We start from the raw sequence: 24,185 nt of genomic DNA, 5'->3' as shown, positions 1-24,185 counted from the left end.
TATTGGAATTGTTATTTTTGTTTTATGCATTTTTAAACCTTTAAGATCTGATTTGGAGGAATAAACTTGTATAATATATCATTTAATTTATGTGCCATTTGCATAGATTGTCTTGTACTTGTACTGTTTTTAACACGAAAAAACTATCCATCCAAGGCAAATGAGGCTTTTTTGGTATTTATAGTTGATTGTATTATTGCAGTTATTTTTGACAATATTTCTGCATATTCAATACCAAACGCAGCATCTGTTCCGCTATGGCTCAATTATGTGATAAATACAATCTTCTACCTGTCTATGAATACCATTTTGCTGTGGTACAACCTGTATATTATGTGTATTATTTATAAAGTCAGGAAGATTTCCTCAATAAATTTTAAAATACTGCTTGTAAGTGCGGTAATAGATATTGTACTTATTGTGACTAATCCTCTTACACACCTGGTATTTTATTTTGATGAAAACTATAACTATTGCAGTGGAAAGCTAAGAATACTTGTTTACGTTATTTCTATTATAATTTTGTTTTCCTGCCTATTTGAGAGTATTAGCCACAAGAAGTCACTGACCAAAACACAAATGCAGTGTGTTTTTTTCATTACTATAGGAAATATATCTTCAGTTGTTTTTCAGTTATTCAATCCGTATATACTTATAACTTCTTTTACGGTTTCTTTAGCTATTCTTGTTATATATCTTTCTATACAGGATGCAGATAACTTCATGGATCCTTTAACTAGATGTTTCACTCATCAGGCCTTTGAAGAAGTGCTAAACAATTATGTTAAAGAAAAACACCCATTTACAATCATAACACTTCGACTGGATGGATTTAGAAAAGTTAATGAAATGGCGGGAGTTGCGGCTGGAAATAAAATTTTAGAGATAGTCGCACAAAGACTCCATTTGATAGTATCTAAAGAGCATTTGTATTACAACTCAGGAACCCAGTTTAATATTTTTATCCCTGAAGAAGATCAGGATAAATTTGAAAATATCCTTTCTAAAGTTAAAACAGAACTTGGAAAAGATTATGAAATTGGAGAAATGCAGATTGTACTTCATCCTCAGTCTATTGTAGTTAGATTTCCTGACCATGGAAAAACAGCTTATGAACTCGAGGATGCAATAGGTTATTGTCTTCACCAAATTGAAAAAAAGTCCATAATGGATACAGTATACGCTGACAGTCTTATTTTGAAACAAGTAAGAAGAGTAACAGAATTGGATAGAATAATGCGTAATGCGTTGATTAACGGACAGTTTAAAATATACTATCAGCCAATACTCCAAGTTGAAACCAATGAGTATCATTCAGCGGAAGCTCTTTTAAGACTATATGATGATGAATACGGATTTATAAGTCCGGATGAATTTATACCCAGAGCAGAAGAAACAGGTATAATAACAGAAATCGGAGCCATGGTTTTTGATAGAGTCTGTCATGATATAACACATTATAATTTCAGAAGTCTTGGAATAGATTACATTGAAATCAATCTTTCAGCAGTTCAGTGTATTCAGAAGAATTTGAAAGAGCAGCTTTTTTCAACAATGAAACAATATAGAGTTACTCCGGAGATGATAAATCTGGAAATAACCGAAACTGCCACAGTGGCATCTAGTAATCAGTTGAGAGATTTTATGAATTCAATGATACATGATGGAATTCTATTTTCACTTGATGATTATGGTTCTGGACTTGCAAATATTAATTACTTATTGAATTATTCATTCAAAATTGTTAAACTTGATAAGTCATTGATATGGAAGGCTTTTGCTTCAAGAAGAGCACTTATAGCACTTAGGCACACAATTGAGATGCTGCGAGATCTTCACTTTGAAATTGTTGCAGAAGGCGTTGAAACTGATGAACAAGCAAGGGAATTAAGTGCAATGGGATGTGATTTTTTTCAGGGATATCTGTATTCAAAGGCAATTTCTTGTAATGAGTTCCTAGAATTTATGAACAAGCAAAAGCGTGAATAAAAAAGGAGGAGACTGTTATGGAACAAAAAGAGAGAAAAGGATGTGGATGGTTTAGTGCGCTTATTATCGGATTGTGCGTTGTGGGAAGCTGCGGGCTTTTAGCATTTGGTCTTTCTCATTTCAGATCAGGCGGAGAGCATACAATGTCTGCAACTGGAAGCGCAAGTGTTTCTTTTGAGTCTGATACTATCATATGGAGAGGCTCATTTATAGCAACAGACTTTACTTCTAAGGAAGCCTACAAAAAAATAAAATCTGATGCAGATCTTGTAAAAAAATATCTGAAGGAAAATGGTCTTACTGACGAAGAAGTAGTATTTAATTCTGTTGATATAAGTCAGACATTTGATGATGTGTATGATGGAAATGGAAACTTTGTAAAGAGTACACCTACAGGATATAAGCTTTCCCAGAGTGTTACTATTACATCCAAAGATCTTGATAAAGTTGAGAAAATTTCAAGAGATATTTCTTCACTTCTTGATCAGGGAGTTGAGTTCACATCTGATTCACCAGAATATTACTATTCTGATCTTGAGTCTATTAAACTCGATCTTATTGATAAAGCTTCTAAGAATGCCAAGGATAGAATTGATATTATTGCTAAAAACACAAACGCTAACATTGGTAAATTAAAGAAGTCAAGTCTTGGCGTATTCCAAATTACAGCACAGAATTCTGGAACAAGTGATTATTCCTACGATGGTGCATTTGATCAGACATCAAGATTTAAAACAGCTACAATTACAGTAAAGCTTGAATATGATTTGAAGTGATTTTTGAAACTGTTTGGTGTGTAAAAAAAACATCAAGCAGTTTTATAAAATTCTTTCGGTTGAAAACCCATTATTGTCGAGTGACAAAAATAAGAGTTTAAATTCAATATAAAACTAGTATTTCTAATCAGGGGTAATGAAAAGAAAATGACTACTAAGAGTATAAATGACATTGAATTAAAAAAAGTTCATGGAAGAACATTGGCGGTCTCAAATGGACTGCCTTTATTCTGGAATGGATCCGGAGTAGAGTTTAACTTTAAAGGAAGCAGTCTCAAAATGACTATTGAGGCTGATTTTGAAAGATTCGAACCATGGATTGACGTAGTAGTGGATGGTGTAAGATATCAGAAAAGGCCACTTGAAAAGGGTGAACATGAAATAACCATCTGGCATAGTACAGAGATTGAAAATGGAATGGATGCTCCTTGTAGGAATATACGCATTATAAGAGATACTCCAGCAATGCCTGGAGATGCATCAACACTTCTTTTGATAAAAGATGTATCTTTTGATGGAAGTTTTGAAGAAGTGGCTGATAAAAAGCTTAAGTTAGAGTTTATCGGAGATAGCATTACTTCTGGTGAAGGCTGCATGGGGGTTTGTAAAGAGCAGGATTGGAATAGCTCTTGTTTTGATTTTATAACTGATTATGCAAATATGGTTTCTACAAAGCTTAATGCTGACTGTAATATTATAAGCCAAAGCGGTTGGGGACTTTGCTGGTCATGGTATGGCAATCCAAATGAGATTATTCCCACATATTATGATAAAATCTGCGGACTTGTACCTAATGGCAAACTTGATGAATATCATCCTTTCGATGAATGGGATTTTAATTTGTATGTTCCTGATGTCATTATCATAAACCTGGGAACAAATGATGCTGGAGCTTTTCAGAAAGAAAATAGGGCTGCTGCAAAATCCATGAATTTTAATAATGTTCATGAACTTGATGAAAATGGACTTATCCCAGAAGAAGATGTTAATGCTATAAGTAAAGGTGTTGTAGACTTCTTATCACATATTAGAAGCAAAAATGAAAATGCTGTACTTATATGGGTTTATGGAATGCTGGCTCAAAATCAGGATACATTAGAGAAGCATATGCAGACCATTCTCGAATCATCAGTTGAAAAGTATAAATCAATGAAAAATGATGAGAAAGTATTTTATATGACACTTCCAAAGACAGAGGCTGATGAATTTGGCTCTAGATGTCATCCTGGATTTAAGTCACATGTTAAATCTGCAGATATAATCATAAATAAGATAAATGAAATACTTACTAGATAATAGATTTTTAAATTTAGAATTGTTGGAGAAATATGGTACGAAAGATGAAAATATGGGGAGTACTAGTAGCTGCTGTGCTTCTTACAGGCTGTAATCAGGATGGAGTTTTAAGTAGTGGAAGCGGTGTTTCTGGTGAAGTGTTACATGATGCGTCAAATAGTAATTCAGATTCGACTAATGAAAGCAATCTTAAAAGTTCTACAAAAAATGAGACTACAGAATTAGATAATAATAAAAGTACATTTGATATGAACAGCCTGTATGATGTGGACTATGACAAATTATATAGTGAAATTAAAGAAGTTGCAAATGCGAAAGATTTTACAGGAGACTGGAAAAGAACTAATACACATTCATCGATTATAGGTGATATTACAATAACAGATCAAACTTCTAAGGGATTTCACTTTAGTGGGGATTTTTCTTATTATTCCCATACAGGAGATGCAACAGGTGATGCAATGTTTGTTGCTGATAATATAGCCATCTATAGAGAAGAAGGCGTTATGGATAATAGTCAGTATGGCTATATAGCTTTTTTCATAGATAATGGTGAATTGTTTGTTGCATCCAATGGTAATGCGGGATGCATGGGAATGAATGTTAGCCCTTTGGGAGAATATACAAAAGGTGATCCAGTCTATACTAATGAAGGAATGCTTGATAAAAGCTTTACCAAAGAGCAATTGGAAAAGATAAAACAATGCTTGTCAGCTGATGAATACGATAGTACATTTGAGTATGCTACAGAAAATGGCGGTTTTGCAGAAGATAAAGAAGTGACACTAATAAGTGGAATTAAAGCAAACTATAAGCAGTGCATTGTTCCGACTTTGGGTATATCTTATGAAATTATATTTACAGAAGATGGACATTTTTACTATCTAAATGGAAATGGCACATTTTTTACAAATGATGACAGTTATACAGAAAAGACATTGCCACAGACAAAAGGAAATTAGTAAATAATGACTATTATCATTGAAACTTAATAAAAGGTCTATCCGAGCATAACACATAAAAAATCAGAACCTTAAATTGGTTCTGATTTTTTTGCCCAAAATTATTTTTGAAGTGAATTAATTTCTCTTAATACCTTCTTTTCATTATAAGAAAAGAATATAACAGCTCCTATGAAGCAGGTAACAAGTGCGACAAGTGCAGTTATTCTATAGCTTCTTGCAGTATCAGATACAGTGATTGATGTAAAGATGAGCATTGCAAGAGCCTGTCCCATTTTGAAAGCAAAAGTTCGTGCTGCAAAGAACATACCACTTCTGTCTTCACCAGTTTGAAGTTTGGTAAGTTCTGCTATATCAGCTACACAGGCTTGTGGAAGAATTCCAAGAATAGCCATAGGAATAGCAGCTGTAATGGCTACTGCAAATCCCCATACTATTCCCTGACCACAAAATGTTGTAATACCAAATACGATGCAATATGAAAAGAAACCAATAATAATAAGGTTCTTTTTGCCAAGTTTTTTTGCAAGAATATTTACAACAGGATACAGGCAAACACTAATACCAGTCATAGTAGCAGTAAGGGTGAATGTCATTGTATCAGGAATGTTCATAAGCTTAGTCTCATAAAATGCCAAACCTGTCTGGAAAAGTGTAAGAGCGAAGAAGTAAATGACATCACTGTAAACAAAACGTCTAAACTGTCTATTGGAAAAAGTCATTATCAAAGATTTGAAAGGCTTTGTTTTACAAGGCTTTGAATCAATATAGTCTTTTTCTTTTATATAGAACGCAGGAATCAGCATGGAAATACATGCAATTAAAGACATGATTGCTACAGCCATTCTAATAGCCATTTCTTTGCCAAATGAATCCTGCAACATACCGGCTACGTTTGGCAAAAGAAAGGAAATACTTTGTCCTAGAATAAAAGTAAAAGAAATGTATGTAGAAACGTTGATTCTATGCTGCTGCGTATCTCCAAGCTCAGCAATGAGTGCATTGTAAGGTGTGCAGAACATTGTCATGAACAGGTAAAAGACCATCAGAAGAATAAAAAGTGCAGTATCATTTATCGCAATAGCATTAGTTTGCGGAATAGTGAAAAGACCTATTGTGCAAAGAGAAAAAGGAATTGCCATAGATTTTAAAAATGGAATACGTCTTCCATTCTTGTTATTACATCCATCAGACCAACCAGCAATAAGCGGATCTGTTATCGCATCAAAAATACGTCCTGCTGCCAAAACCAGACCAAAAAGAGTAAGTTTAAAAAGAATAGGATTTTGTGTTATACCTGATGAAAAGATACCCTTGAGAGGATTCTGTTCATTAGGACTTCCAGTATAATAATAAACCATCCAGTTAGATACAATACCAGATAAAAGACTCCATCCGAACTGCCCCAATGCATAAATCCATAATAGTTTGTTAGTAATAGGCTTGAGTTGTTTTTTCATATGTCTACCCTCCAAAAGTGAACACCTTTAATTATAGGAAACCAAATATAGAGAAATAGTTTCCTATATATTGATGATACACTGAATTTAAGGGATAAACAAGAAACGGAACTCACAAAGATAAAAGGCTCATTTTGTGCAAAATATCGAATATAACTATTGTAATAACAGTTTTTTGATTGCTTCCTGATATTGAGGATGTTCTCTATTGGTCATAGTAATCCGGAAGGTGCGAAGTTCTGTCTTGAGTGTGGAACAAAGCTTGAAGAGGAGAATCTGTGTCCAGAGTGCGGTAATAAGCTTCTTCCAGGAGCAAAGTTTTGTCCGTACTGTGGACATAAGCTTGCAAAGGTTTGTCCGAGTTGTGGAAAAGAAGTTGTAGAAGGAGCAAAGTTCTGCCTTGAATGTGGTCAGAAGCTATAAAGGAGACTTTAGTTTATGAATAAAATTAGTTCAGTGATTTTTACATGTTTGATAGCTTTACTTGCATGGCTGAGTTGTGGACTTATATTCGCAGATTTTAAGAATGCAGGATTGTGTTATTGGGGCGGTTATGGATTTGGCATCTTTATTATTTTATCTATTATCGTTTCATATCTTTGTTTGAAGCAAAGAAACAGAGCATCAACCGAAGTGAAAGCACTTCCTGTTGTAGCATCATTTGGCTATCTTGTTATAGGTCTTATTGTTAATGCTGTTTTTATGGTGAAAGATTTCGAGAATCTTTTTAGTCATGATTTCAACTCCAGAATACTGGCTTGCACCATGCCTTGTTGCAGTATCTGCGTGGATTGCAAATGATAGAGATCTTGCAGAAAGAGCTATCAAGGAAGCTTGTGCAAGAGATGAAGAGAAGACTGCTATTACTATGGCACTTATTTGTCGTAGAAATAACAGAACTCAGACTTGTTATGAATGGCTTTCAATTTATTTTGCAAAGCAGGATGCAGCTGATTTCTCTGAAGGTAGTTTTGCTTATATAGATGCATATGCTAATGGTATAAGAGCACAGAAACTTGAATCTGCTATGGCTAATAAGAGAATTCTTTATATATTAGGTGCTGCTGTACTTGCGGTTCTTGCAGTCTGTCTTTTTGTTGGCCACGGCCTTGTTGGATTTGTTCCGCTTGTAGGTATTGGATATTTTGTTTATTGCATTCTGACAGAGAAAAACAGAATCCAAAAGAATGTTACTTCAGTAAACCTTAAGTATGATTAGATGATTACAGATGGAAAAGATGTAATTAGAAATTCTCTTAATGATTGGCAAAAGGCAAAGAGTGTTGTAGTAGAGTTTGAGCAAAAGCCTGTCAAAGAAATTATTGCTTAAGTTCTTATTTGGGTTCTTGCGTATCAGATTAATACCTATGGAGCGTAGAGGGAGAAAATAATGGCAGAAGAGAAAATGTTTAATGAAACTCTATTTGATGACAATGTAGATGTTAAATCCAGTGAAGATATGGATTTTGATGATTTGGAAGCTATGTTTGGAGAGAATGAATCTGACATAGCCAGAATGGAGAAAGTTGTTTTGTCACAGAATCTTGAGGGATTTGCAAATTGCTTTCCAGAGTGGGATCTTCATCCACCAGTAAGATGAGAAAGGGAAGGTACACATAGATGTATTGCAGTCAGTGCAGCTCAGTAAATGCGAGTTTCTGAATATAAGTGACAAGAAGTCATACTTTTTTGTTATTTGAACTAATTAGAGGAGTTCTGATGGCTTGTAATATTTCATGAGCAGAACTGTTTATAAACGTTGGTTCTTATGCGCTGTTTTTTAGCGCATTACGAACCATTACGTTTATAATCAAGCGAAAGCGTGTCTGCGACGAAATATACAAACATCAGAACAGATTATATAAAACAAATAAGTATGACTTCTTACTGAGATTAAAATCACAGTAGGAAGTATTTTTTATAATTTTATTTTAACTTTTCAAGTACCTGCTTACTGCTTAATGTTCCGCTTATTTCTTCGAATTTCAGTTTTTCATATTCTTTGACTTGATTCTTTATTTCATCATCAGTCATTTCTTTATCAGTATAGTTGTAGAAGTATTCTTTATAAAGTTCTATCTCAGAACTGTTATTAAGTTCTTCTTCAGATGGTTCACCATCGCCATCTGCATCTTTGAACATGATACTTTCAACGCTGAAATCGCAAGACAATTCTCCCTGATTAGGGCATGTCATATAGCTATCATACTGAATTGCTCCGGCATAATCTGTATTGTGATTGAATAATACACCTTTTTGGGGAGCATACATATAACCATAGTTGCCTCCAGCTCCATATCCCCATTGGTACATAAGGCATTGAATACGGTTATTTTTGTATGAATAGATACTCATACCATAGCCAACTACATCTACTACAAGTTCAGGAATATCATCGTTATCAATATATATTAGATTATATTGCAATTTTGTATTTTCATTAGAGGACATATCAGATAGCTTAATAACCTGAGAATATGCCTCTTTGTAATCGTAAAAAGAAGTCTTGTCACCAAGTAAAACAGCTTTTACCGCAGATATAGTCTTTTCGGCTTTTATGCTGTCTACTATTTTTTCTGAGGCTTCAGGAAGAAATTCGTAAGTAAAATCTGGAGATATAGACTGCTCTAGAACAAGACTATCTCCAAACGAAGACTTTCCAATGACAATAAAATCTTTAATTCCATCAGCATTATAGTCGCAGAACGACATTCCGGTTATTGTGGTCAAGTACTCAGAATCGTTTCCTTTGGAAACAAGAGTGTTTATATCCTGAACTTTATTTCCATCTTGAACTATAACAATTGAAGCATTTTTTTGCGAAGTTGTATCAGCCTGATAGGTGAAAATCTGGCAAGGTTTCTCATTCTGACCTAAATTTGTTTCAAATGACTGATTTTTATCACAAAAGTCTTCCCACTGTATCATATTGGAATTGACGTAGTATTTATCACCATCTTTGGTAAGGGTGATAATTCTGTCGGCATTTTCTCCGAAATGCTTGTCTGAGTCGATTCTAAAACGGAGCTTGTAGGTGTTTCCGGATTTTTCGCCAGACATACAGGTGTATTTGTTCTCGGGTTCACTGAAATTTGAATAATAATAGGTGTCACTGTTCTTGACATATGTCCAGGATTTACCTAAAAAGTTTTTATTAATTTGCAGATCAGCATTAGTGTGCTCTTTTATATATTGTTGAAGGCTGCTTTTCTTTATAGCAATTAGCGATCCATAGATTTTGTGAACCTTGGCAGCAGCCATATAATCTTCTTTTTCTTTATCAGAAATGGTAGTATTCGCTATGCCGGCTCCATTTTGCAGAATACGGCTAAAGTCGATATTCTCAGCTTTGTCAAATGATTTTGCAAGAAAACCATTGTATTCAGGAGTGTTGAACATAGAAGTGAATTTTTCAAGTTCTGTAGTTTCAATTTTAGAAAAAGGAGAATTATCCTCATCTTCATTACTACCATTTGCTGGACTTTGACTATTTTGTGAAGAAGATAAAGCTGAATTACCTGTGTTTGGACTGTTATTTGTTTGTTTCGATGAATTTGTCGAATCATCTTTGGATGAAGAGCTATTCGAAGTAAAGTTGACTATTTGACCAGAACTTGAGTTTTCTGAATCAAGTTGCTCAGGAGTACTGCATCCTGTTATCAGCAAGGCAATAGATAAAAAAGATAAAATTTTTTTGTAATGCATATATAATCCCCCTCAAATTTTAGTTATTGGAAAAATAGAAAGATGAAACTATTTAAATTTTAAATACTAAAAAATATTATCACATCTAAAGTTATATGACTAGATTGTCTCTTGGATCGTATTATAACGAAATTTACAGCAAAGTGGTGTAAAAATAATACTATGATTGACATACTACGTCAGACGTGGTATATTTTTCTTATCCAAGATACTACGACTAACATAGTATGACAGATATAGTATGACATGGGTGTAAGAAAGGTGATAACTATAATGGTAGAAATAAGCAGCGATGTCATTCGAGGTTATAACGATACAATGATTCTTTTTATACTGATGAGTGAACCATCGTATGGTTATGAAATATCAAAGAAAATCAGAGTTCTTTCGAATGACAAATATATCATCAAAGAAACTACACTTTATTCGGCGTTTAACAGAATGCTGAAGAACGGCTATGTGGAGGCATATTATCAAAGTGCTGAAAATGGCAAGAAACGAACGTATTACAGGATTACAGAATTAGGAAAAAGCTACTACAAAGATAAATGTGAAGAGTGGAAACTAACTAAAGAAGTTGTTGAAAATTTTATCGGAGGGGATAATTAATATGGAGACAATCAGAAACTACCTTGAAACAATGTTTGCAAATCTTCCAGCTACTAGAGAAGTGTTAAGAGCAAAAGAAGAGCTTTGGTCAATGATGGAAGATAAGTATCAAGAACTTATACAGGATGGAAAGTGTACTAATGAAGCAATAGGAACTGTTATTGCTGAATTTGGAAATCTTGATGAACTTGCAGATACACTTGGACTTAGCTCTTGTTATACTACAGTCTCAAAAGTTGAGGGCGAAGTGGTTTCTGAAAAAGAGTTTAAGAAAACTAAGTCTAAAGAAAGTGCAAAGTCATTTGCAGCGTATACAGTAAATGACAATATCGATTTGAATAGTAATGAAAGAATTATCTATAGAGAAGATGCAGAGAGATTTGTAATGGACTATTCTAAACATAGAACAATGCTTGGTTTTGGAGTTATGTTTTGCATTGTATCTGTTGCGGGACCGATTCTTTTTGATGCATTGAACAATCTTATAGGTATGGATATGTTCGAGGGTGTTGGTGTAGGAGTAATGTTTTTATGCGTTGCCATAGGTGTAGGACTTATTATTATGTCTAATTCCTTCATGTCGGATTGGAAATTTCTTAAAGAAGAAAACTGCAAACTAGATTATGAGACTAAAGAGAATATCATGATAGAGAAAGATTATTATAGACCACTTTCAAAGATATCACTGGCAATTGGAGTGGCATGTTGCATAATTAGTATTGTTCCTATGGCGATTATGGATTCTATGTTTGGTTCTTTTTTTCCATATATGTCTGAAGGAGTAGGACCTGCTTCGATGTTTCTTCTTGTTGGTGTGGGTGTATTATTTATTATTACATCTAATGCAAAAGTAGGCGCTTACAATAAGCTTGGTGCTGTAAATTCTGGGAGCAATAAAGAAAACTGACTAAATCAAAGAATATGCTAAAGAAAGGACAATGAGTTTGATGCCAGACTTAGATGATAATAGCTATAGAAATTCCAGACGTGGAAAAGATACCACAATGCTTATGTGGATCTTTTTTCTATGCATAGCAATTTGGTTCATGTTTTCTGCTGTAAATGAATATAAAACAAATAGTTTTAGAGCAATATGTTATTTTATTGCAGGGGGCTTTTCTGGAATTATTGGTATAGTTTATCTGCTTAATGTAATAAAGTTCTATCGTAATTATTATAAGAAGCACGGTATAACAGATTTTTGGGATAGTGTATATGCATATGGACTAACATTTGTGGTAATAGGTAGTTTGACTGCTGCTTTATTTTTATTTTTCATTTTTATAGCAAAGGCAAATGATCCTGCAATTTCATTATTTATAAAAATTGTGATAGGTGCAGGAATAGCAATACTTTTAGGCATCATGACCATGTTTTTGGCTAAAAAAAAGACTGATTATTAATTAACTTTTTTTTACTTATCAGCCGATAACCTAACTAGAGAATTTTATGTATCGTTCAAAAAGCAACATGTTTTTGGCAGTATAAAAACATGAGGTACTGTCTTTGTGTCTTATAGCTATTTGCTGGAAGCTACAGGCTAGAAGACAGCAACTTTCGCTTTTGTTGTAAAAATCTAAAAATAATAGGTGGTTGATATGGCGAAAGATGAAAAGAAAAGAAAAAAAGAAAAACGAGAAAACTATGTAGGAATGACCAAGTTAATTCTTTTTAAAGTCATTCCTCTTTTGGTTTTAATTGTGGGTATCAGCTTTTTTGTGATTTTCACTTACATAAAGAGAAGCTATACTAAGCAGATAGTAAACAGAATGAATAGCGAATGCCTTAGTGTCAGCAATAAAATAGAAGTTTGGAGTAACGAAACACTTGCTATTTTAAATTGTGTTGCAGATCAGGTTGGAGGCGGATATCTAGGAGACGATGAAAGCCTTGTTGAATATATGGGTAAAACTCATACTAATCTTATTTCTGGAAGTGATGGCTTTTATGTCATCTTTAAAGACGATGAAGGGACAACGATATCCTATGAAGGCAAAGAATCCTATCCGAACTATTTGACTGAAGATTGGTTTTTGTTTGGACTTACATGTGATAAACCGGCATTTGACAAGTGTTCATACTATGAAGAAGATGGTGTAAAGGAATATACTGCTACATGTGCCAAAAATATTAAAGATAGTGATGGTAAGGTCATTGGAATTACAGCGGCAGATCTTAAGTTTTCCACTATTCGAGATACGATAGCCAAGGAAAGTGAAGCGCTTAATGCATCATTTGTTCTTATAGATGAAAAGAGCGGTATGATTATTGCTGCTAGTAATGAGGAATATGCAGGTCTTACCAAAGATGAAGCAAAAGATGATTTTTTATTGGATTTGTTCAATAATTTTGATGAAAACGTCAAGAATAAGACTATAGATACTGTAAAGGGAAAATATGTTATAACCATTCACAATATAAACAATACCGAATGGTGTTTGATGATTTATGAAGACTATGATTTAGCTTACATTGATTTGTCGAGAGTTTTGATGTTGTTAGGAATTGCAGCCACAATCATATTCTTCTCAATTACACTTCTTGTAATCAGAATAATAAGTACTAACATGAAGAAGCTTGAGAAGGCTTCTGAAAATATTACTGAGATTTCCAAAGGTAATCTTGATGTTGTTTTTGAACAGAGTAATAAAGGACCGGAAAACGAGATAACTGATATAAATAACAACTTAAATAATTATATTGGAAAGATGAATACGATAATATCCGATGTTAACAATACATCTGATATTCTTAATACTCGTTCGCGGGAATTTGATGAACTTGCAAGTGGAATGAAGGATTCTACAACTACAGAAAAGAATTATCTTGATAGCCTGACTCAGGAGATGCATAGTATAAATGATTCTATCAAGAACCTTTCATCTGATTCAGAGAATCTTTCAAAGATTGCGGATGAAACAGCAGAATCTAGCAGTAATGCCAAGAATCATATGGAAATTGTACGCACAAGTTCTGAGGAGACCGCTGAAAATCTCAACAAAGTAACTGAACGAATGCATATCGCTCAGGAATCAATGGATCAACTGGTTAATCATGTAACAAATGTTGAGAATTCGGCAGAAAAGATATCTTCTATAACGTCTGTTATTAAAGATATAGCATCTCAGACTAATCTCTTGTCACTTAATGCATCAATTGAAGCGGCCAGAGCAGGTGAAGCCGGAAAAGGTTTTGCTGTTGTAGCAGAAGAAATAAAACAGCTTGCAGATACAAGTAATGAAAATGCTGGAATGATAGAAAATTTAATCAATAATATTTCGGATCTTATGGCAAAAACAGGTCAAGCAACGCGTAAAAGTGCAGATGACATAACAAATGGCGTAGAAATCTTAGAGACTATAGCAGAGGCATACAGTAAGACTGTGGATCAGGTCAAGGCTACAAGCGATCAGATTAATCTTATGCTTCAAAATGCTAAGAATGTTGATGAGATTGCAGGTAGAATGGCAGAGGTAACGAATAAGCAGGCAGAAGGAACTGAGACGATGCTTTCAAATACTATTGAAATCGAGCAGATGGTTGAACAGGCTCAGAATCAAAGCGCTGATTTGAAGTCTGGAGCAGAAGAGCTTAAGAAAATTTCAGGAGAACTCCAGGAGCAGATGACATTCTTTAAAGTTAGAAGATAATTGAATTTTTTAAAAATTCATAAAAACAAATGATTTAGAATCCCCTTTTACCAGGAAAACTGAGCAAAAGGGGATTTTTTATGCGTGATTCTTGCTAAATATAGACCTCTAAAATATAATGGTAAGGGTAGTTTTGAAAGGTTATTCAATTTTTTTAATAAATTTGGAATCACGTTCAAAAACAAGCGTGATTGTTTATATTATGGAGGTAATTGTACATGCAGGCATTAACGCAGGAATTATTGGATAAATTTAGAGATGATGAAAGTAAGAATTTTCACAGTCGTACTTTGCAGGCTGCCCTTGCAAAGACTCCGATAAAGGATCTTGCTTTTGTTCCGTCTAAAGCTGCAAAGCTTAACGGTGATTTTAGTATAGAGTTAAAGACAAGAGGAATTACATGGCAGCAGAATAGTGGAAGATGCTGGATGTTTGCTGCATTAAACATCATGAGAGAGAAGGTTGCCCAAAAGTGCAATCTTGATAAGTTCGAGTTATCTGCAAATTATCTTGCCTTTTATGATAAGCTTGAAAAAGCTAACAACATGTTGGAAATGGTTATAGAAAATGCAGATAAGCCAATGAATGATCGCATGATGGAATATATTTTATCAGGATTCCATGATGGTGGTTATTGGGATATGGCAGTTGATCTGGTAAAGAAATATGGAGTTGTGCCAAAGAGCGTAATGCCTGAGACATATCAGTCACTTCATACAGAAAAGTTTATGAAGCTGTTAATCAGCCTTTTGAGAAAAGATGCGTCTATTCTTCGTGAAATGATTGGAAAGGGAATTGACGTTACTACAATAAAGGAAAAGATGCTTCAGGAAGTATATCGCATGGAATGTATCGCTTTTGGTGAACCTCCAATGACTTTCGATTTCGATTACAGAGATAAAGATGGAGAATTTTTTTCTGATAAAAACCTTACAGGAAAACAATTCTATGAAAAGTATGTTGGATGCGTTCTGGATGATTATATTACAGTAACAAATCATCCAACATCAGGACTTCCTATGGATTATTACTACGCATTCCATTATATCGGTTCAATGGCTGACAGTAATGTCAGATGCCTTAACCTTACCCAGGCAGAACTTGAAGAGCTTACTATTAAGCAGTTAAAAGATAATGATCCGGTTTGGTTTGGATGCGATTCTGGTGCTTATGGCGATAGAGATGAAGGAGTATGGGATCAGGATAGTCTTGACTTTGAAGGTCTGTTTGGCGGTATAGATTTCTCAATGGATAAGAAAAAAAGACTTGAGTACCATGACAGCTTTGCTACACATGCAATGATTTTTGTAGGTGTAAATGTTGATGAAGATGGCAAACCAAACAGATGGAAGATTGAGAATAGCTGGGGCGAATCTGCTGGAAGAAAAGGATACTTTGTATGCAGCGAAAAGTATTTTAATGAATATGTATATGAAGTAATCGTAAATAAAAAATATCTTACAGATGATCAGAAAGCATTGCTTTCCAATGAACCTGAAATAATCAATGCATGGGAGAGTGACTGGTTATGAGTAATTCTGAAATTTACGAGAAGGTTAAAGAGCGCATGATTCGTTACGCCAAGGTTGATACTCAGTCACAGCCCTATAAAGGAACTTGGCCTACTACAGATAAACAGCGAAATCTTGCATATATGCTTAGAGATGAGCTCATTAGAATAAATGTGTCTGACGTATACATGGATGAAGAGGCGTGCGTTGTCTATGGCAAAATTCCGTCTAATATAACAGATGGTACAGGAACAGCAGTAGGATTTGTAGCTCATATGGATACAGCTCCAGATGCAAGTGCAGAGAATGTAAAGCCTTTTGTTGTGGAAAAATATGATGGAGGCGACATAGTTCTTAATCCCGAAAAAGATATCGTGATGCGTGCATCAGATTATGCAAATCTCTCTCAGTATGTAGGACAGGATCTTATTTTAACAGATGGAACAACTCTTCTTGGCGGAGATGATAAGGCTTCAATTGCCGCCATAATGACTATGGCAGAGTATTACACAACGCATAAAGATGTATCGCATGGCGAAATATGCCTTGCATTTACACCGGATGAAGAAGTTGGAGGACTTGCAAGAGACCTTGATCTTAATAGATTTGGTGCTAAAGTTGCTTACACTTTGGATGGAGATCATCTTGGATGGTATGAAGATGAGACATTTTATGCTTCAGAAGCAACTTTCAAATTTACAGGTAGAAGCGTCCATACAGGCACTGCCAAAGGCATTATGATTAATGCAGTTGATATGGCATCTTTTGTAATGGCAAGCCTTCCAAAGAATGAAAAACCGCAGTTTACTAGTGGAACTGAAGGCTTCTATCACGTTATATCCTGTGAGGGTGACTGCGAACATGCTACAGTTCGAATGATAATTAGAGATTTTGACTTGGATAAATTCCGAAAAAAAGAGGATTTCTTAAGAGAGTGTGCAACAAAGCTTCAAGAAGAATATGGAGCAGATAGAGTAGAACTTTCAATAAATCATCAGTATAGCAATATGAAAGAAGTTATTGAAAAAGTTCCATATTTGACAGATATTTTGAAAAGCGCAATAAAAAAAGCGGGTATAGAACCGGTTTGTGAGCCATTTAGAGGTGGAACTGACGGTGCAGCACTTTCATTCAGAGGACTTCCTTGCCCGAATCTTTCAGCTGGTTATGAAAATGCACATGGAAGATTTGAGTATGTTCCTATTCAGTCAATGGAGAAGAATGTGGAGATACTCTTGAATATCTGTGAGGCGTTTTCGGAGTTGTAGGAGAGAAAGTATGACTTTGTATGATAAACTAATACAATTAAAAGATGAAAAATATCAGATTTTTCAATCAAAACTTGTTCCAAATATAGCTTCAGAAATAATAATAGGTGTCAGAACTCCGCAGCTAAGAAGTCTTGCAAAGGAGGTCTTTAAAAGTGATTATAAAGACGCCTTTTTAAGTTCTGTTCCTCACACATATTATGAGGAAAACCTGATACATTTTTTCGTAATCGCCATGATTAAAGATTTCGATGAATGCGTGGAAGCTGTAGAAAGTTTTTTGCCTTATGTAGACTGCTGGCCTGTATCGGATCAGTCAAGTCCTAAGATATTTAAGAAGAATCATGCAAAGCTGCTTCCCTACATAACCAAATGGATTGAATCAGATCATGTGTATACTTCAAGATTTGGTATGCGCATGCTTATGAATGAATTTCTAGATGAAGATTTCAAGAAAGAATACCTGGAATTAGTAGCCTCTAAAAAAGGAGATGACTATTATCTTAAGATGATGGTAGCCTGGTATTTTGCTACAGCACTTGCCAAACAGTACGGCGCAAGTATCGAGTATCTGGAAGATAGAAGGCTTGATGACTGGGTTCATAAAAAGACTATTCATAAGGCATGTGAAAGCTATAGAGTTAGTGATGAGCACAAAATGTATCTGAAAAGTTTATTATAAAGTTATAAAAAACGGGGAAGATTATGCAAATATATGCACGAGTAAAAAAATCTTTCAGTAGACGTAGTAAGCTTGAAAAAGTCCCTTACGAAACGTCTGAATCTATTTATACACTTAAGACTCTTATAGAGTTTTTTGTAGAAAAAGAGGTTGAAAGATATAATAAAAAAACTGGCAATGCTGAGAATATCGAACTACTTACCAATATGCAGATTGAAGAAAAGGCAAGAACAGGTAAGGTTGATTTTGGAGGAATTCTAAATCCTCAAAAAGTCGATAGTAATAAGGCAAAGGAAAATGCAATACAGTGTTTCAAGGATGGAATGGTCAAAGTATTCAGAGGCGATACAGAATTAACAGAATTAGATGATAAGATTGAACTGTCAGAAGGAGATGAATTTACCTTTATAAGGCTTATCTTTTTATCCGGTTCTATGTTATATTAAAAAAGTTTTTAATCGGGGGAGAAAAATGAGCGATATTAATGTGAATTTTAATGAAGAAGAGTTCATGAAGAATGAAAAAAGATTCTTTTTCTTAAATGGACTCGAAAAAGCGTTATGGAACTATTGCAAGAATAAATATGGTGATAACGTCTACAATGTTCTTAACGAAGAAATCGAGTATGCTTGTGGCAAAAGCATTGAAGAGATTTCTTGTAAAGAAGAGCTTTTTTGCAAGAAGTTTGTGGAAGCAATAAGTAAGTTATGTGGTAAGGATAGTAGCAAGGATGTTGAAATTCTTTGTGATATTATAACAAGAGGTCAGTTTAATTCTTCTATGCTTAGAAGAAGTCTTAGATCTGGTAATTTTGGTTATTATACAGCCAGAGTTCTTGACACAATTGTAGACTATATCAAATTTCCATACTATGGATTACAGGTAGAGGAACTTCTTAAAGTTAACTCATACTTTTATATAAGCAGTTTCTCTGATTTTATTGCGCTTGAGATTAGCAAGAATAATACTAACTGTATAGATGTTCTTAGGGAAATGATCCTAGGCGATAACAACGTAATGATGAAGCGTGATGCTATCATTGGTATTATTAAGTCCAATAATGCAGAGCTCAAAGACCTTCTAAAAAAGATGCTTCTTGCAGCAGGTTCACAGGAAGGTTTAAGACAAGCGGTTTTGGAGAGCATTGATAGCGGTGACAGAGAAACATTTGTTGATTTCTTCAAGTTTTCTGTTGATAATGATTTGTTTAGATTCTCATCTGCAATCAGAGCTTTTTTCACATGGACAGGTATTGCACCTTCAGATATGTCCAAGCTAAATGTTAGTAAGATAAAAAAACTTGTAGACATTGCCTGCAACTGTTTGCTTGATCCGGTAAAAAGAGCTGAGTGTATGGATAGCGACAATCCTATGGAAATCTTCTTTGCACTATGGTCTATAGGATGTGATGATGTCGAGAAGTCAATAGATCTTGCTGTTAGAATGACTCATGACGAGAAGAAGCATAAGAGACTTATAGGAAACTATTTTACATTAAATGTTGGAAGCGCGACATATAAACACAAGATTGCTGTAACAAATCTTGATGAAACTGATGACGAAGTTTTAGCTTATGTAGTTGCATGCCTTCACCACAATTCGGATGCATCCTACGCATTTATATATAATAGAACTGAAAATAAGTTTGCAAAGCCTAGAATTGACAGAATGTATCCCAATAGCTTTGAGGAAAGATATGCTCTTTTTACCAAAATTAAGTCAATAGCTGTCCGTATCGGCAAAAAGACTATGACATTTGAGCATTCTATTTTCGACTGGAATAGCATTAGTTTGTCCAACAAGGACGGGAAACTTTTTAAAGTGCTTATATCCATTGCAGCCTATGATTTGAATGAAAAAATGATAGATGAATTGTGGGAGATTCGCGATTTCATAGGAGTTGATGAAAGATGTGCAATTTATGCCAATCTCCTTAATCCTGAGAGGAATGCAAAGCATAGAGATTATCTGTACGAAGCCTTAAGTGATAGAAGTTCTACTAACAAGGAAGCTGTTCTCAAACTTTTAAGCTGGTGTGATACAACTGATAGTGACATTGATCATATCTGCGAACTTCTAAAGTCTAAGAGTTCCAGGCTTAAAGTAAGTCTAATGAAGTATCTGACGAAACTTGACCAGGGACTTAGAAAGAAAGCTGCAAGAACACTTATAAAGGGTGAAGAGTATCAGATTCAGGCAGCACTTGAACTTGCAATTGCTGATGATAATATTTGTAATGAGATTAAAGAGGATATCGAGAAGCTTTCTGATATGAAGTTGTCTACTCAGACAAAGGTTTTATTTGATCAGCTTAATGTAGGAACAAGTGGCAATAGCGTATTGGAAGGTTCAAATAATGGTGAATCTTTGACAAATGTCATATCGCCTGAAAACGGATACGGACTTTACGACATTAAGAAAGTTGAAGATAATCTTGAAGAAATCTGTAAGTCAAGGGAAAAAATAGAGATTTTCCCTAAAAAAAGTTTCAAAAGGATCTTTTTATCCAAAGCAGAGATTTTGACTGTAATGGATAAAATCGACGAGATTATTGAAAGTCACAAAGATTTTGAGTACGAATATGAGGACTGGTCAGGAACAAGAAGGACTATTTTGTTCGGCGATGCAGCAGGATACTATGCAGAACTCCAGATTCCAGCAGAGTATGGCCCGAAATCTAAGTATAATAGGGAAGGAAAGTGCTATTTTAACTATATTCCTTTTCATGAAGAGTTTTATGAAGTGTTAAAACCATATATTATTAACCCTCTCAAGATGGCTATGTTGTGTTACCTTATAGAGGCTGCAAGGTCAAGCGAATATGAATATGGAGCAGTTACAGATGAAGCAAAAGCTTTTCTGGATGAATACTGCCCATATTACGATTCAGAATACAGGGTTAGATATAAGGCAAGACTAGGTCAGATAATACAGATAATAGAACAGGGAAGACTGTTAGCTGATGAAAATCAGTTATGGGAAAAGAATCTTAAGCTGTATTTTTCTTTGATAGATATTATCGGTGTAGGAAGACTAGGAGAGAACATTTCCAAAGAGACCAAGCAGTATTTTGGAGAGCGCTATAAGTCGTGGTTAAGTCTTTACCCTTTCTCTTATCTTAGAAAAGAGATTAATAGAAAAGATGTAAATTCTCAGCAGTTTAAACTTTGGTTTAACAATGAATATAGCGTTGAAGGTATTTCAAAAGCCGGATCATACATGAGTCTGTCAGATTATTTTTATGCTATATCTTTGAATATCATTGATGAGGATACAGCTTATAAATATGTTTTTGATGATGGACTAAAATGCATAAGTCATCTTACTTACAGAAAGAATAAGTCAATTGGCAAGGTTGCAGAGTACTATCCTGGAGTCTATGAATTCATAGATAAGCTTATCAAAAATACCATAACGTTAGAATCAAGAAGAGGACAGGCAGAAACATCTATTACCAGATGTATTCACGAAATTCGATATTTTGAGGGAATAGGGTATTTTGTAATGCTTCTTTGCGGTCTTGGAAAAGAAAACTTTACAAGAGGATATTTCTATTCAAGTGAAACTGCCAAGAATAGTGTTTTAAGTTCTCTTTTGAAACGCTGTTATCCTGCAAATGGTGACAATGCAGAGAAGTTAAGAGAGCTTATCAAAGATACTGATATTACTGCAAAAAGACTTATTGAGGCGGCAATGTATGCTCCTCAGTGGGCTGATATAATCGAGGATTATACGAAGATAGATGGACTTAAGAAAGGAATATGGTTCTTCCATGCTCATATTAGCGAACGCTTTGATGAGGAAAAAGAGGGAATCGTAGCCTTGTATTCTCCAATAAGCCCGAAGAAGTTTAATGATGGAGTATTCGATATTGACTGGTTCGAAGAAGTCTTGAATCAGCTTGGCGAAAAGAGATTTAACGAGCTGTATAAGAGTGCGAAATATATAACATCAGGTTCAAATGCGCACAGACGTTCTCAGATGTATACAGATGCGGTAAGAGGAAAGCTTAATGCGGATGAACTTGAAAAAGAGATTATGGATAAGCGTAACCAGGAAAAGCTTCGCACCTATGCACTTATTCCTTTTGAACCAACAGATGATGATACTTTGTTGAAACGTTATGAATTTATCATGGAGTTCAAAAAGGGAAGTAAGAACTATGGAGCGCAGCGAAGAGAAAGCGAGAAACTGGCGGTTAATATAGCTCTTGAAAACCTTGCACTTACTGCAAAGATTTTCGATATTAATCGTATGATGTGGCGCCTTGAAGCTAAAAAGAGTGATGAAATATTATCTCTTTTAGAGAAAAAGGAAGTTGAAGGTGTATTTTTCAACTTATCAATAGATGATGAAGGTAATTGTAGTCTTTGTATTGAAAAGAATGGAAAATCTCAAAAGTCAGTTCCAAAAGCTCTTGCCAAGAATGAATATGTTCTGATGCTGAAAGAAAAAGCCAAGGAAATGAAGGATCAGAAACAAAGAGCCAAAGAAACCTTTGAGCAGTGCATGGTTAATAGAACAAAGTTGGGAATTGCTGATATTAAGTGCGTAACTCGTTCTAAAGTACTATATTCTCTTGCTAAAAACCTTGTGTGGATAGCAGATACAAAGGGCAGCAGAAGGATTGGATTTATCTTTTCAAAAGATGATGCTATTTTCATAAAAGACATCGAAGGAAATGAATATGCAATTGATATGAATGATAATGAAGCTGTCTTTTATGTTGCACATGCTATCGATTTGAAAAACGAAGAATGCTGGTCTTTGTATATGCACTACGTATATGAGAATGAGATTGTTCAGCCATTTAAGCAGGTATTTAGAGAAGTTTATCCAATTACTCAAGAAGAGCTTAACGAGAAGAATATCTCTAGAAGATATGCAGGCTTCCAAATTCAGGCTAATAAAGCTGTCGCTGTTCTTAGAAGCAGAGGATGGATTGCAAGCTATGAACAGGGACTCGAGAAGGTTAATTATATTCAGGACGTGTATGTGACTCTTTATGCAGATATGGATTTCTTTACTCCTGCAGATGTGGAATCACCCACCTTGGAATATGTTTCCTTCTATTCTAGAAAAACAGATAAAGCAATAGATTTGAAGGATATTGATGAAGTTCTTTTCTCTGAAACAATGAGAGATTTGGATCTTATGGTATCAACTTCCTACGTAGGCGGAGTTGACCCTGAAAGTAGCCATTCTACTGTTGAAATGCGTATTGCCATTGCAAAAGAACTTACAGGTATGCAGTCACTGTCTAATGTATAATTTCTCGACAGACATTCAAAGATTGAAGGAAAGCTTGGAGAATACTCAGTTCATATGGGATCAGGTGTGGTACATGTTAAGGCTAAGGGAATGCTTCCAATCGTACCTGTTCATTCACAGCATAGAGGAAGAATATTCCTTCCATTTGCAGATGATGACCCTAAGACAGCAGAGATTATGACAAAGATTTTGCTTCTTGCAAATGACCAGAAGATAAAAGATCCAGAGATTTTGAAGTATCTGGGCTGATGCAAATATAATACTAAAATAAAAGCCTGTGAAAACGTTCATGTAACGTGTTCACAGGCTTAATTTATATGCATTTATAGAAGAATAAGAATCGTTGTTATAATACTACAATGATTCTTAAAAATTCTCCTTGAATTATTTAGGTGATATCATCTAAAACATTTTTTGCAGTTTTAACAATCTCAGGATTGAATCCTTCATCTATAAGAGCCTGAACAGAAGAACCAGACTTTAAACGCTTTAAAGCTGTAGATAATTCATTAACACCTTTAGTAATGCCCTCGGCTTCACCTTCAGCTCTGCCTTCAGCTCTGCCCTCAGCTCTGCCCTCAATTTTTGCGATATTTTTAGCTTCCTCTAATTCGGGTTTCATTAAATCTTTAAGAGCCTCACACATACCATGTACCTCCTTCATTTTCTCAAATAAAGCTTTATTCTCTGCTAAAGCCAGCTGTAATACAGAATCAGCATTTTCCTTATCATCTTTTTCGGATAGTAATTCGGCAGAAAATACAAGACGTTCACCAACATTTTCTTCCATCTTACTAGTTAAAGCCTTTAGCCATTGATGCTCACTGGTATTAAGCTTGGATGATACAATAAGCTGAGTTGAAAAAAGAGCCTTTTTTCCAGTAACATAATAAATGCCCGGATATTTCTCTGTTACATTGCAATTGTTATTTTTGAACCATTTTACAAGCTCTCTAGGCATTCCTTCACGAACAAGAGTAATGGTAATATCATCATCTTTGATGCT

General features: G+C 34.8%; 19 protein-coding genes and 2 pseudogenes. 18 read left to right on the top strand and 3 right to left on the bottom strand.

What is annotated here, in order from left to right; all coding sequences use genetic code 11:
• Positions 1 to 66 precede the first annotated feature (66 nt).
• The 4 genes from G634_RS0110025 (at position 67) to G634_RS0110010 (ending at position 5,023) form a co-directional block, all read left to right on the top strand.
• Positions 67 to 1,989 carry a GGDEF domain-containing protein gene (locus tag G634_RS0110025; protein ID WP_026505183.1) on the top strand — a complete coding sequence of 641 codons (1,923 nt, stop codon included), beginning with the start codon at positions 67 to 69 and terminating at the stop codon, positions 1,987 to 1,989.
• Positions 1,990 to 2,006: 17 nt separating this feature from the next.
• Positions 2,007 to 2,765 (top strand): SIMPL domain-containing protein, encoded by a 759-nt coding sequence (locus G634_RS0110020; RefSeq protein WP_035799616.1) that lies wholly within the window; start codon positions 2,007 to 2,009, stop codon positions 2,763 to 2,765.
• Between the two features lie 147 nt (positions 2,766 to 2,912).
• Positions 2,913 to 4,061 carry a GDSL-type esterase/lipase family protein gene (locus G634_RS0110015; protein ID WP_051233817.1) on the top strand — a complete coding sequence of 383 codons (1,149 nt, stop codon included), beginning with the start codon at positions 2,913 to 2,915 and terminating at the stop codon, positions 4,059 to 4,061.
• 32 nt (positions 4,062 to 4,093) lie between these two features.
• Positions 4,094 to 5,023 carry a hypothetical protein gene (locus G634_RS0110010; RefSeq protein ID WP_026505180.1) on the top strand — a complete coding sequence of 310 codons (930 nt, stop codon included), beginning with the start codon at positions 4,094 to 4,096 and terminating at the stop codon, positions 5,021 to 5,023.
• A gap of 101 nt (positions 5,024 to 5,124) precedes the next feature.
• Here G634_RS0110010 and G634_RS0110005 read toward each other — a convergent pair whose 3' ends face one another.
• On the bottom strand, positions 5,125 to 6,483 hold the full coding sequence (locus tag G634_RS0110005; protein ID WP_026505179.1) for an MFS transporter: 1,359 nt from the start codon (positions 6,481 to 6,483) through the stop codon (positions 5,125 to 5,127).
• 198 nt (positions 6,484 to 6,681) lie between these two features.
• Here G634_RS0110005 and G634_RS0110000 point away from each other — a divergent pair, with 198 nt between their 5' ends.
• From G634_RS0110000 to G634_RS0109980, 4 genes are all read left to right on the top strand, one after another.
• A complete protein-coding gene (locus G634_RS0110000; RefSeq protein WP_026505178.1) occupies positions 6,682 to 6,906 on the top strand; it encodes a zinc ribbon domain-containing protein in 225 nt (74 codons plus the stop codon).
• 15 nt (positions 6,907 to 6,921) lie between these two features.
• A complete protein-coding gene (locus G634_RS0109995) occupies positions 6,922 to 7,284 on the top strand; it encodes a hypothetical protein (protein WP_026505177.1) in 363 nt (120 codons plus the stop codon).
• Positions 7,217 to 7,702 carry a hypothetical protein gene (locus tag G634_RS0109990; protein ID WP_026505176.1) on the top strand — a complete coding sequence of 162 codons (486 nt, stop codon included), beginning with the start codon at positions 7,217 to 7,219 and terminating at the stop codon, positions 7,700 to 7,702. Before G634_RS0109995 ends, G634_RS0109990 begins: the two co-directional genes overlap by 68 nt.
• Positions 7,703 to 7,873: 171 nt before the next feature.
• Positions 7,874 to 8,083: a hypothetical protein gene (locus G634_RS0109980; protein WP_026505175.1), complete on the top strand. Its 210-nt coding sequence runs from the start codon at positions 7,874 to 7,876 to the stop codon at positions 8,081 to 8,083.
• A gap of 326 nt (positions 8,084 to 8,409) precedes the next feature.
• Here the strand turns inward: G634_RS0109980 and G634_RS0109975 are convergent, their stop codons facing one another.
• Positions 8,410 to 10,188: a hypothetical protein gene (locus G634_RS0109975; protein WP_026505174.1), complete on the bottom strand. Its 1,779-nt coding sequence runs from the start codon at positions 10,186 to 10,188 to the stop codon at positions 8,410 to 8,412.
• Between the two features lie 273 nt (positions 10,189 to 10,461).
• On the opposite strand from G634_RS0109975, the gene G634_RS0109970 reads away from it, so the two are divergent.
• From G634_RS0109970 to G634_RS0109925, 10 genes and pseudogenes are all read left to right on the top strand, one after another.
• Positions 10,462 to 10,797, top strand: a complete 336-nt coding sequence (locus G634_RS0109970) for a PadR family transcriptional regulator (protein ID WP_026505173.1) — start codon at positions 10,462 to 10,464, stop codon at positions 10,795 to 10,797.
• A 1-nt stretch (position 10,798) separates the two neighbouring features.
• On the top strand, positions 10,799 to 11,704 hold the full coding sequence (locus G634_RS21585) for a permease prefix domain 1-containing protein (protein ID WP_026505172.1): 906 nt from the start codon (positions 10,799 to 10,801) through the stop codon (positions 11,702 to 11,704).
• A gap of 40 nt (positions 11,705 to 11,744) precedes the next feature.
• Positions 11,745 to 12,200 carry a hypothetical protein gene (locus G634_RS0109960; RefSeq protein ID WP_026505171.1) on the top strand — a complete coding sequence of 152 codons (456 nt, stop codon included), beginning with the start codon at positions 11,745 to 11,747 and terminating at the stop codon, positions 12,198 to 12,200.
• 195 nt (positions 12,201 to 12,395) lie between these two features.
• Positions 12,396 to 14,447 (top strand): methyl-accepting chemotaxis protein, encoded by a 2,052-nt coding sequence (locus G634_RS0109955; protein ID WP_026505170.1) that lies wholly within the window; start codon positions 12,396 to 12,398, stop codon positions 14,445 to 14,447.
• Positions 14,448 to 14,665: 218 nt separating this feature from the next.
• Positions 14,666 to 15,979, top strand: coding sequence for an aminopeptidase C (locus G634_RS0109950; RefSeq protein ID WP_026505169.1), 1,314 nt, complete (start codon positions 14,666 to 14,668; stop codon positions 15,977 to 15,979).
• Positions 15,976 to 17,226 carry a peptidase T gene (gene pepT / locus G634_RS0109945; protein WP_051233816.1) on the top strand — a complete coding sequence of 417 codons (1,251 nt, stop codon included), beginning with the start codon at positions 15,976 to 15,978 and terminating at the stop codon, positions 17,224 to 17,226. The genes G634_RS0109950 and pepT overlap by 4 nt, the downstream gene beginning before the upstream one ends.
• Positions 17,227 to 17,236: 10 nt before the next feature.
• Positions 17,237 to 17,908, top strand: a complete 672-nt coding sequence (locus G634_RS0109940; RefSeq protein WP_026505167.1) for a DNA alkylation repair protein — start codon at positions 17,237 to 17,239, stop codon at positions 17,906 to 17,908.
• A gap of 23 nt (positions 17,909 to 17,931) precedes the next feature.
• The gene (locus tag G634_RS0109935) at positions 17,932 to 18,354 is read left to right on the top strand and encodes a hypothetical protein (RefSeq protein WP_026505166.1); all 423 of its coding nucleotides are present in this window, start codon (positions 17,932 to 17,934) and stop codon (positions 18,352 to 18,354) included.
• A 25-nt stretch (positions 18,355 to 18,379) separates the two neighbouring features.
• On the top strand, positions 18,380 to 23,179 hold the full coding sequence (locus tag G634_RS0109930; RefSeq protein WP_026505165.1) for a DUF4132 domain-containing protein: 4,800 nt from the start codon (positions 18,380 to 18,382) through the stop codon (positions 23,177 to 23,179).
• A gap of 18 nt (positions 23,180 to 23,197) precedes the next feature.
• Positions 23,198 to 23,428 (top strand): annotated as a pseudogene (locus tag G634_RS0109925) (DUF7737 domain-containing protein); the annotation flags it as partial.
• Between the two features lie 139 nt (positions 23,429 to 23,567).
• Here the strand turns inward: G634_RS0109925 and G634_RS21405 are convergent.
• Positions 23,568 to 24,185, bottom strand: a pseudogene (locus G634_RS21405) (hypothetical protein); the annotation flags it as partial.

Source organism: Butyrivibrio sp. NC3005, from assembly GCF_000424545.1.
Taxonomy (GTDB): Bacteria; Bacillota; Clostridia; order Lachnospirales; family Lachnospiraceae; genus Butyrivibrio.
The sequence above is the reverse complement of the archived record's forward strand: the minus strand, read 5'-3'. Positions and strand labels throughout refer to the sequence as shown.

Coding starts and splice junctions, on each gene's coding strand:
- G634_RS0109940 (WP_026505167.1), top strand. CDS start 17,237: ATGACTTTGTATGATAAACTAATACAATTAAAAGATGAAAAATATCAG.
- G634_RS21585 (WP_026505172.1), top strand. CDS start 10,799: ATGGAGACAATCAGAAACTACCTTGAAACAATGTTTGCAAATCTTCCA.
- G634_RS0109990 (WP_026505176.1), top strand. CDS start 7,217: ATGATTTCAACTCCAGAATACTGGCTTGCACCATGCCTTGTTGCAGTA.
- G634_RS0109955 (WP_026505170.1), top strand. CDS start 12,396: ATGGCGAAAGATGAAAAGAAAAGAAAAAAAGAAAAACGAGAAAACTAT.
- G634_RS0109950 (WP_026505169.1), top strand. CDS start 14,666: ATGCAGGCATTAACGCAGGAATTATTGGATAAATTTAGAGATGATGAA.
- G634_RS0109960 (WP_026505171.1), top strand. CDS start 11,745: ATGCCAGACTTAGATGATAATAGCTATAGAAATTCCAGACGTGGAAAA.
- G634_RS0109995 (WP_026505177.1), top strand. CDS start 6,922: ATGAATAAAATTAGTTCAGTGATTTTTACATGTTTGATAGCTTTACTT.
- G634_RS0110005 (WP_026505179.1), bottom strand. CDS start 6,483: ATGAAAAAACAACTCAAGCCTATTACTAACAAACTATTATGGATTTAT.
- G634_RS0110020 (WP_035799616.1), top strand. CDS start 2,007: ATGGAACAAAAAGAGAGAAAAGGATGTGGATGGTTTAGTGCGCTTATT.
- G634_RS0109970 (WP_026505173.1), top strand. CDS start 10,462: ATGGTAGAAATAAGCAGCGATGTCATTCGAGGTTATAACGATACAATG.
- G634_RS0110010 (WP_026505180.1), top strand. CDS start 4,094: ATGGTACGAAAGATGAAAATATGGGGAGTACTAGTAGCTGCTGTGCTT.
- G634_RS0109930 (WP_026505165.1), top strand. CDS start 18,380: ATGAGCGATATTAATGTGAATTTTAATGAAGAAGAGTTCATGAAGAAT.
- G634_RS0109935 (WP_026505166.1), top strand. CDS start 17,932: ATGCAAATATATGCACGAGTAAAAAAATCTTTCAGTAGACGTAGTAAG.
- G634_RS0110015 (WP_051233817.1), top strand. CDS start 2,913: ATGACTACTAAGAGTATAAATGACATTGAATTAAAAAAAGTTCATGGA.
- pepT (WP_051233816.1), top strand. CDS start 15,976: ATGAGTAATTCTGAAATTTACGAGAAGGTTAAAGAGCGCATGATTCGT.
- G634_RS0109980 (WP_026505175.1), top strand. CDS start 7,874: ATGGCAGAAGAGAAAATGTTTAATGAAACTCTATTTGATGACAATGTA.
- G634_RS0109975 (WP_026505174.1), bottom strand. CDS start 10,188: ATGCATTACAAAAAAATTTTATCTTTTTTATCTATTGCCTTGCTGATA.
- G634_RS0110000 (WP_026505178.1), top strand. CDS start 6,682: ATGTTCTCTATTGGTCATAGTAATCCGGAAGGTGCGAAGTTCTGTCTT.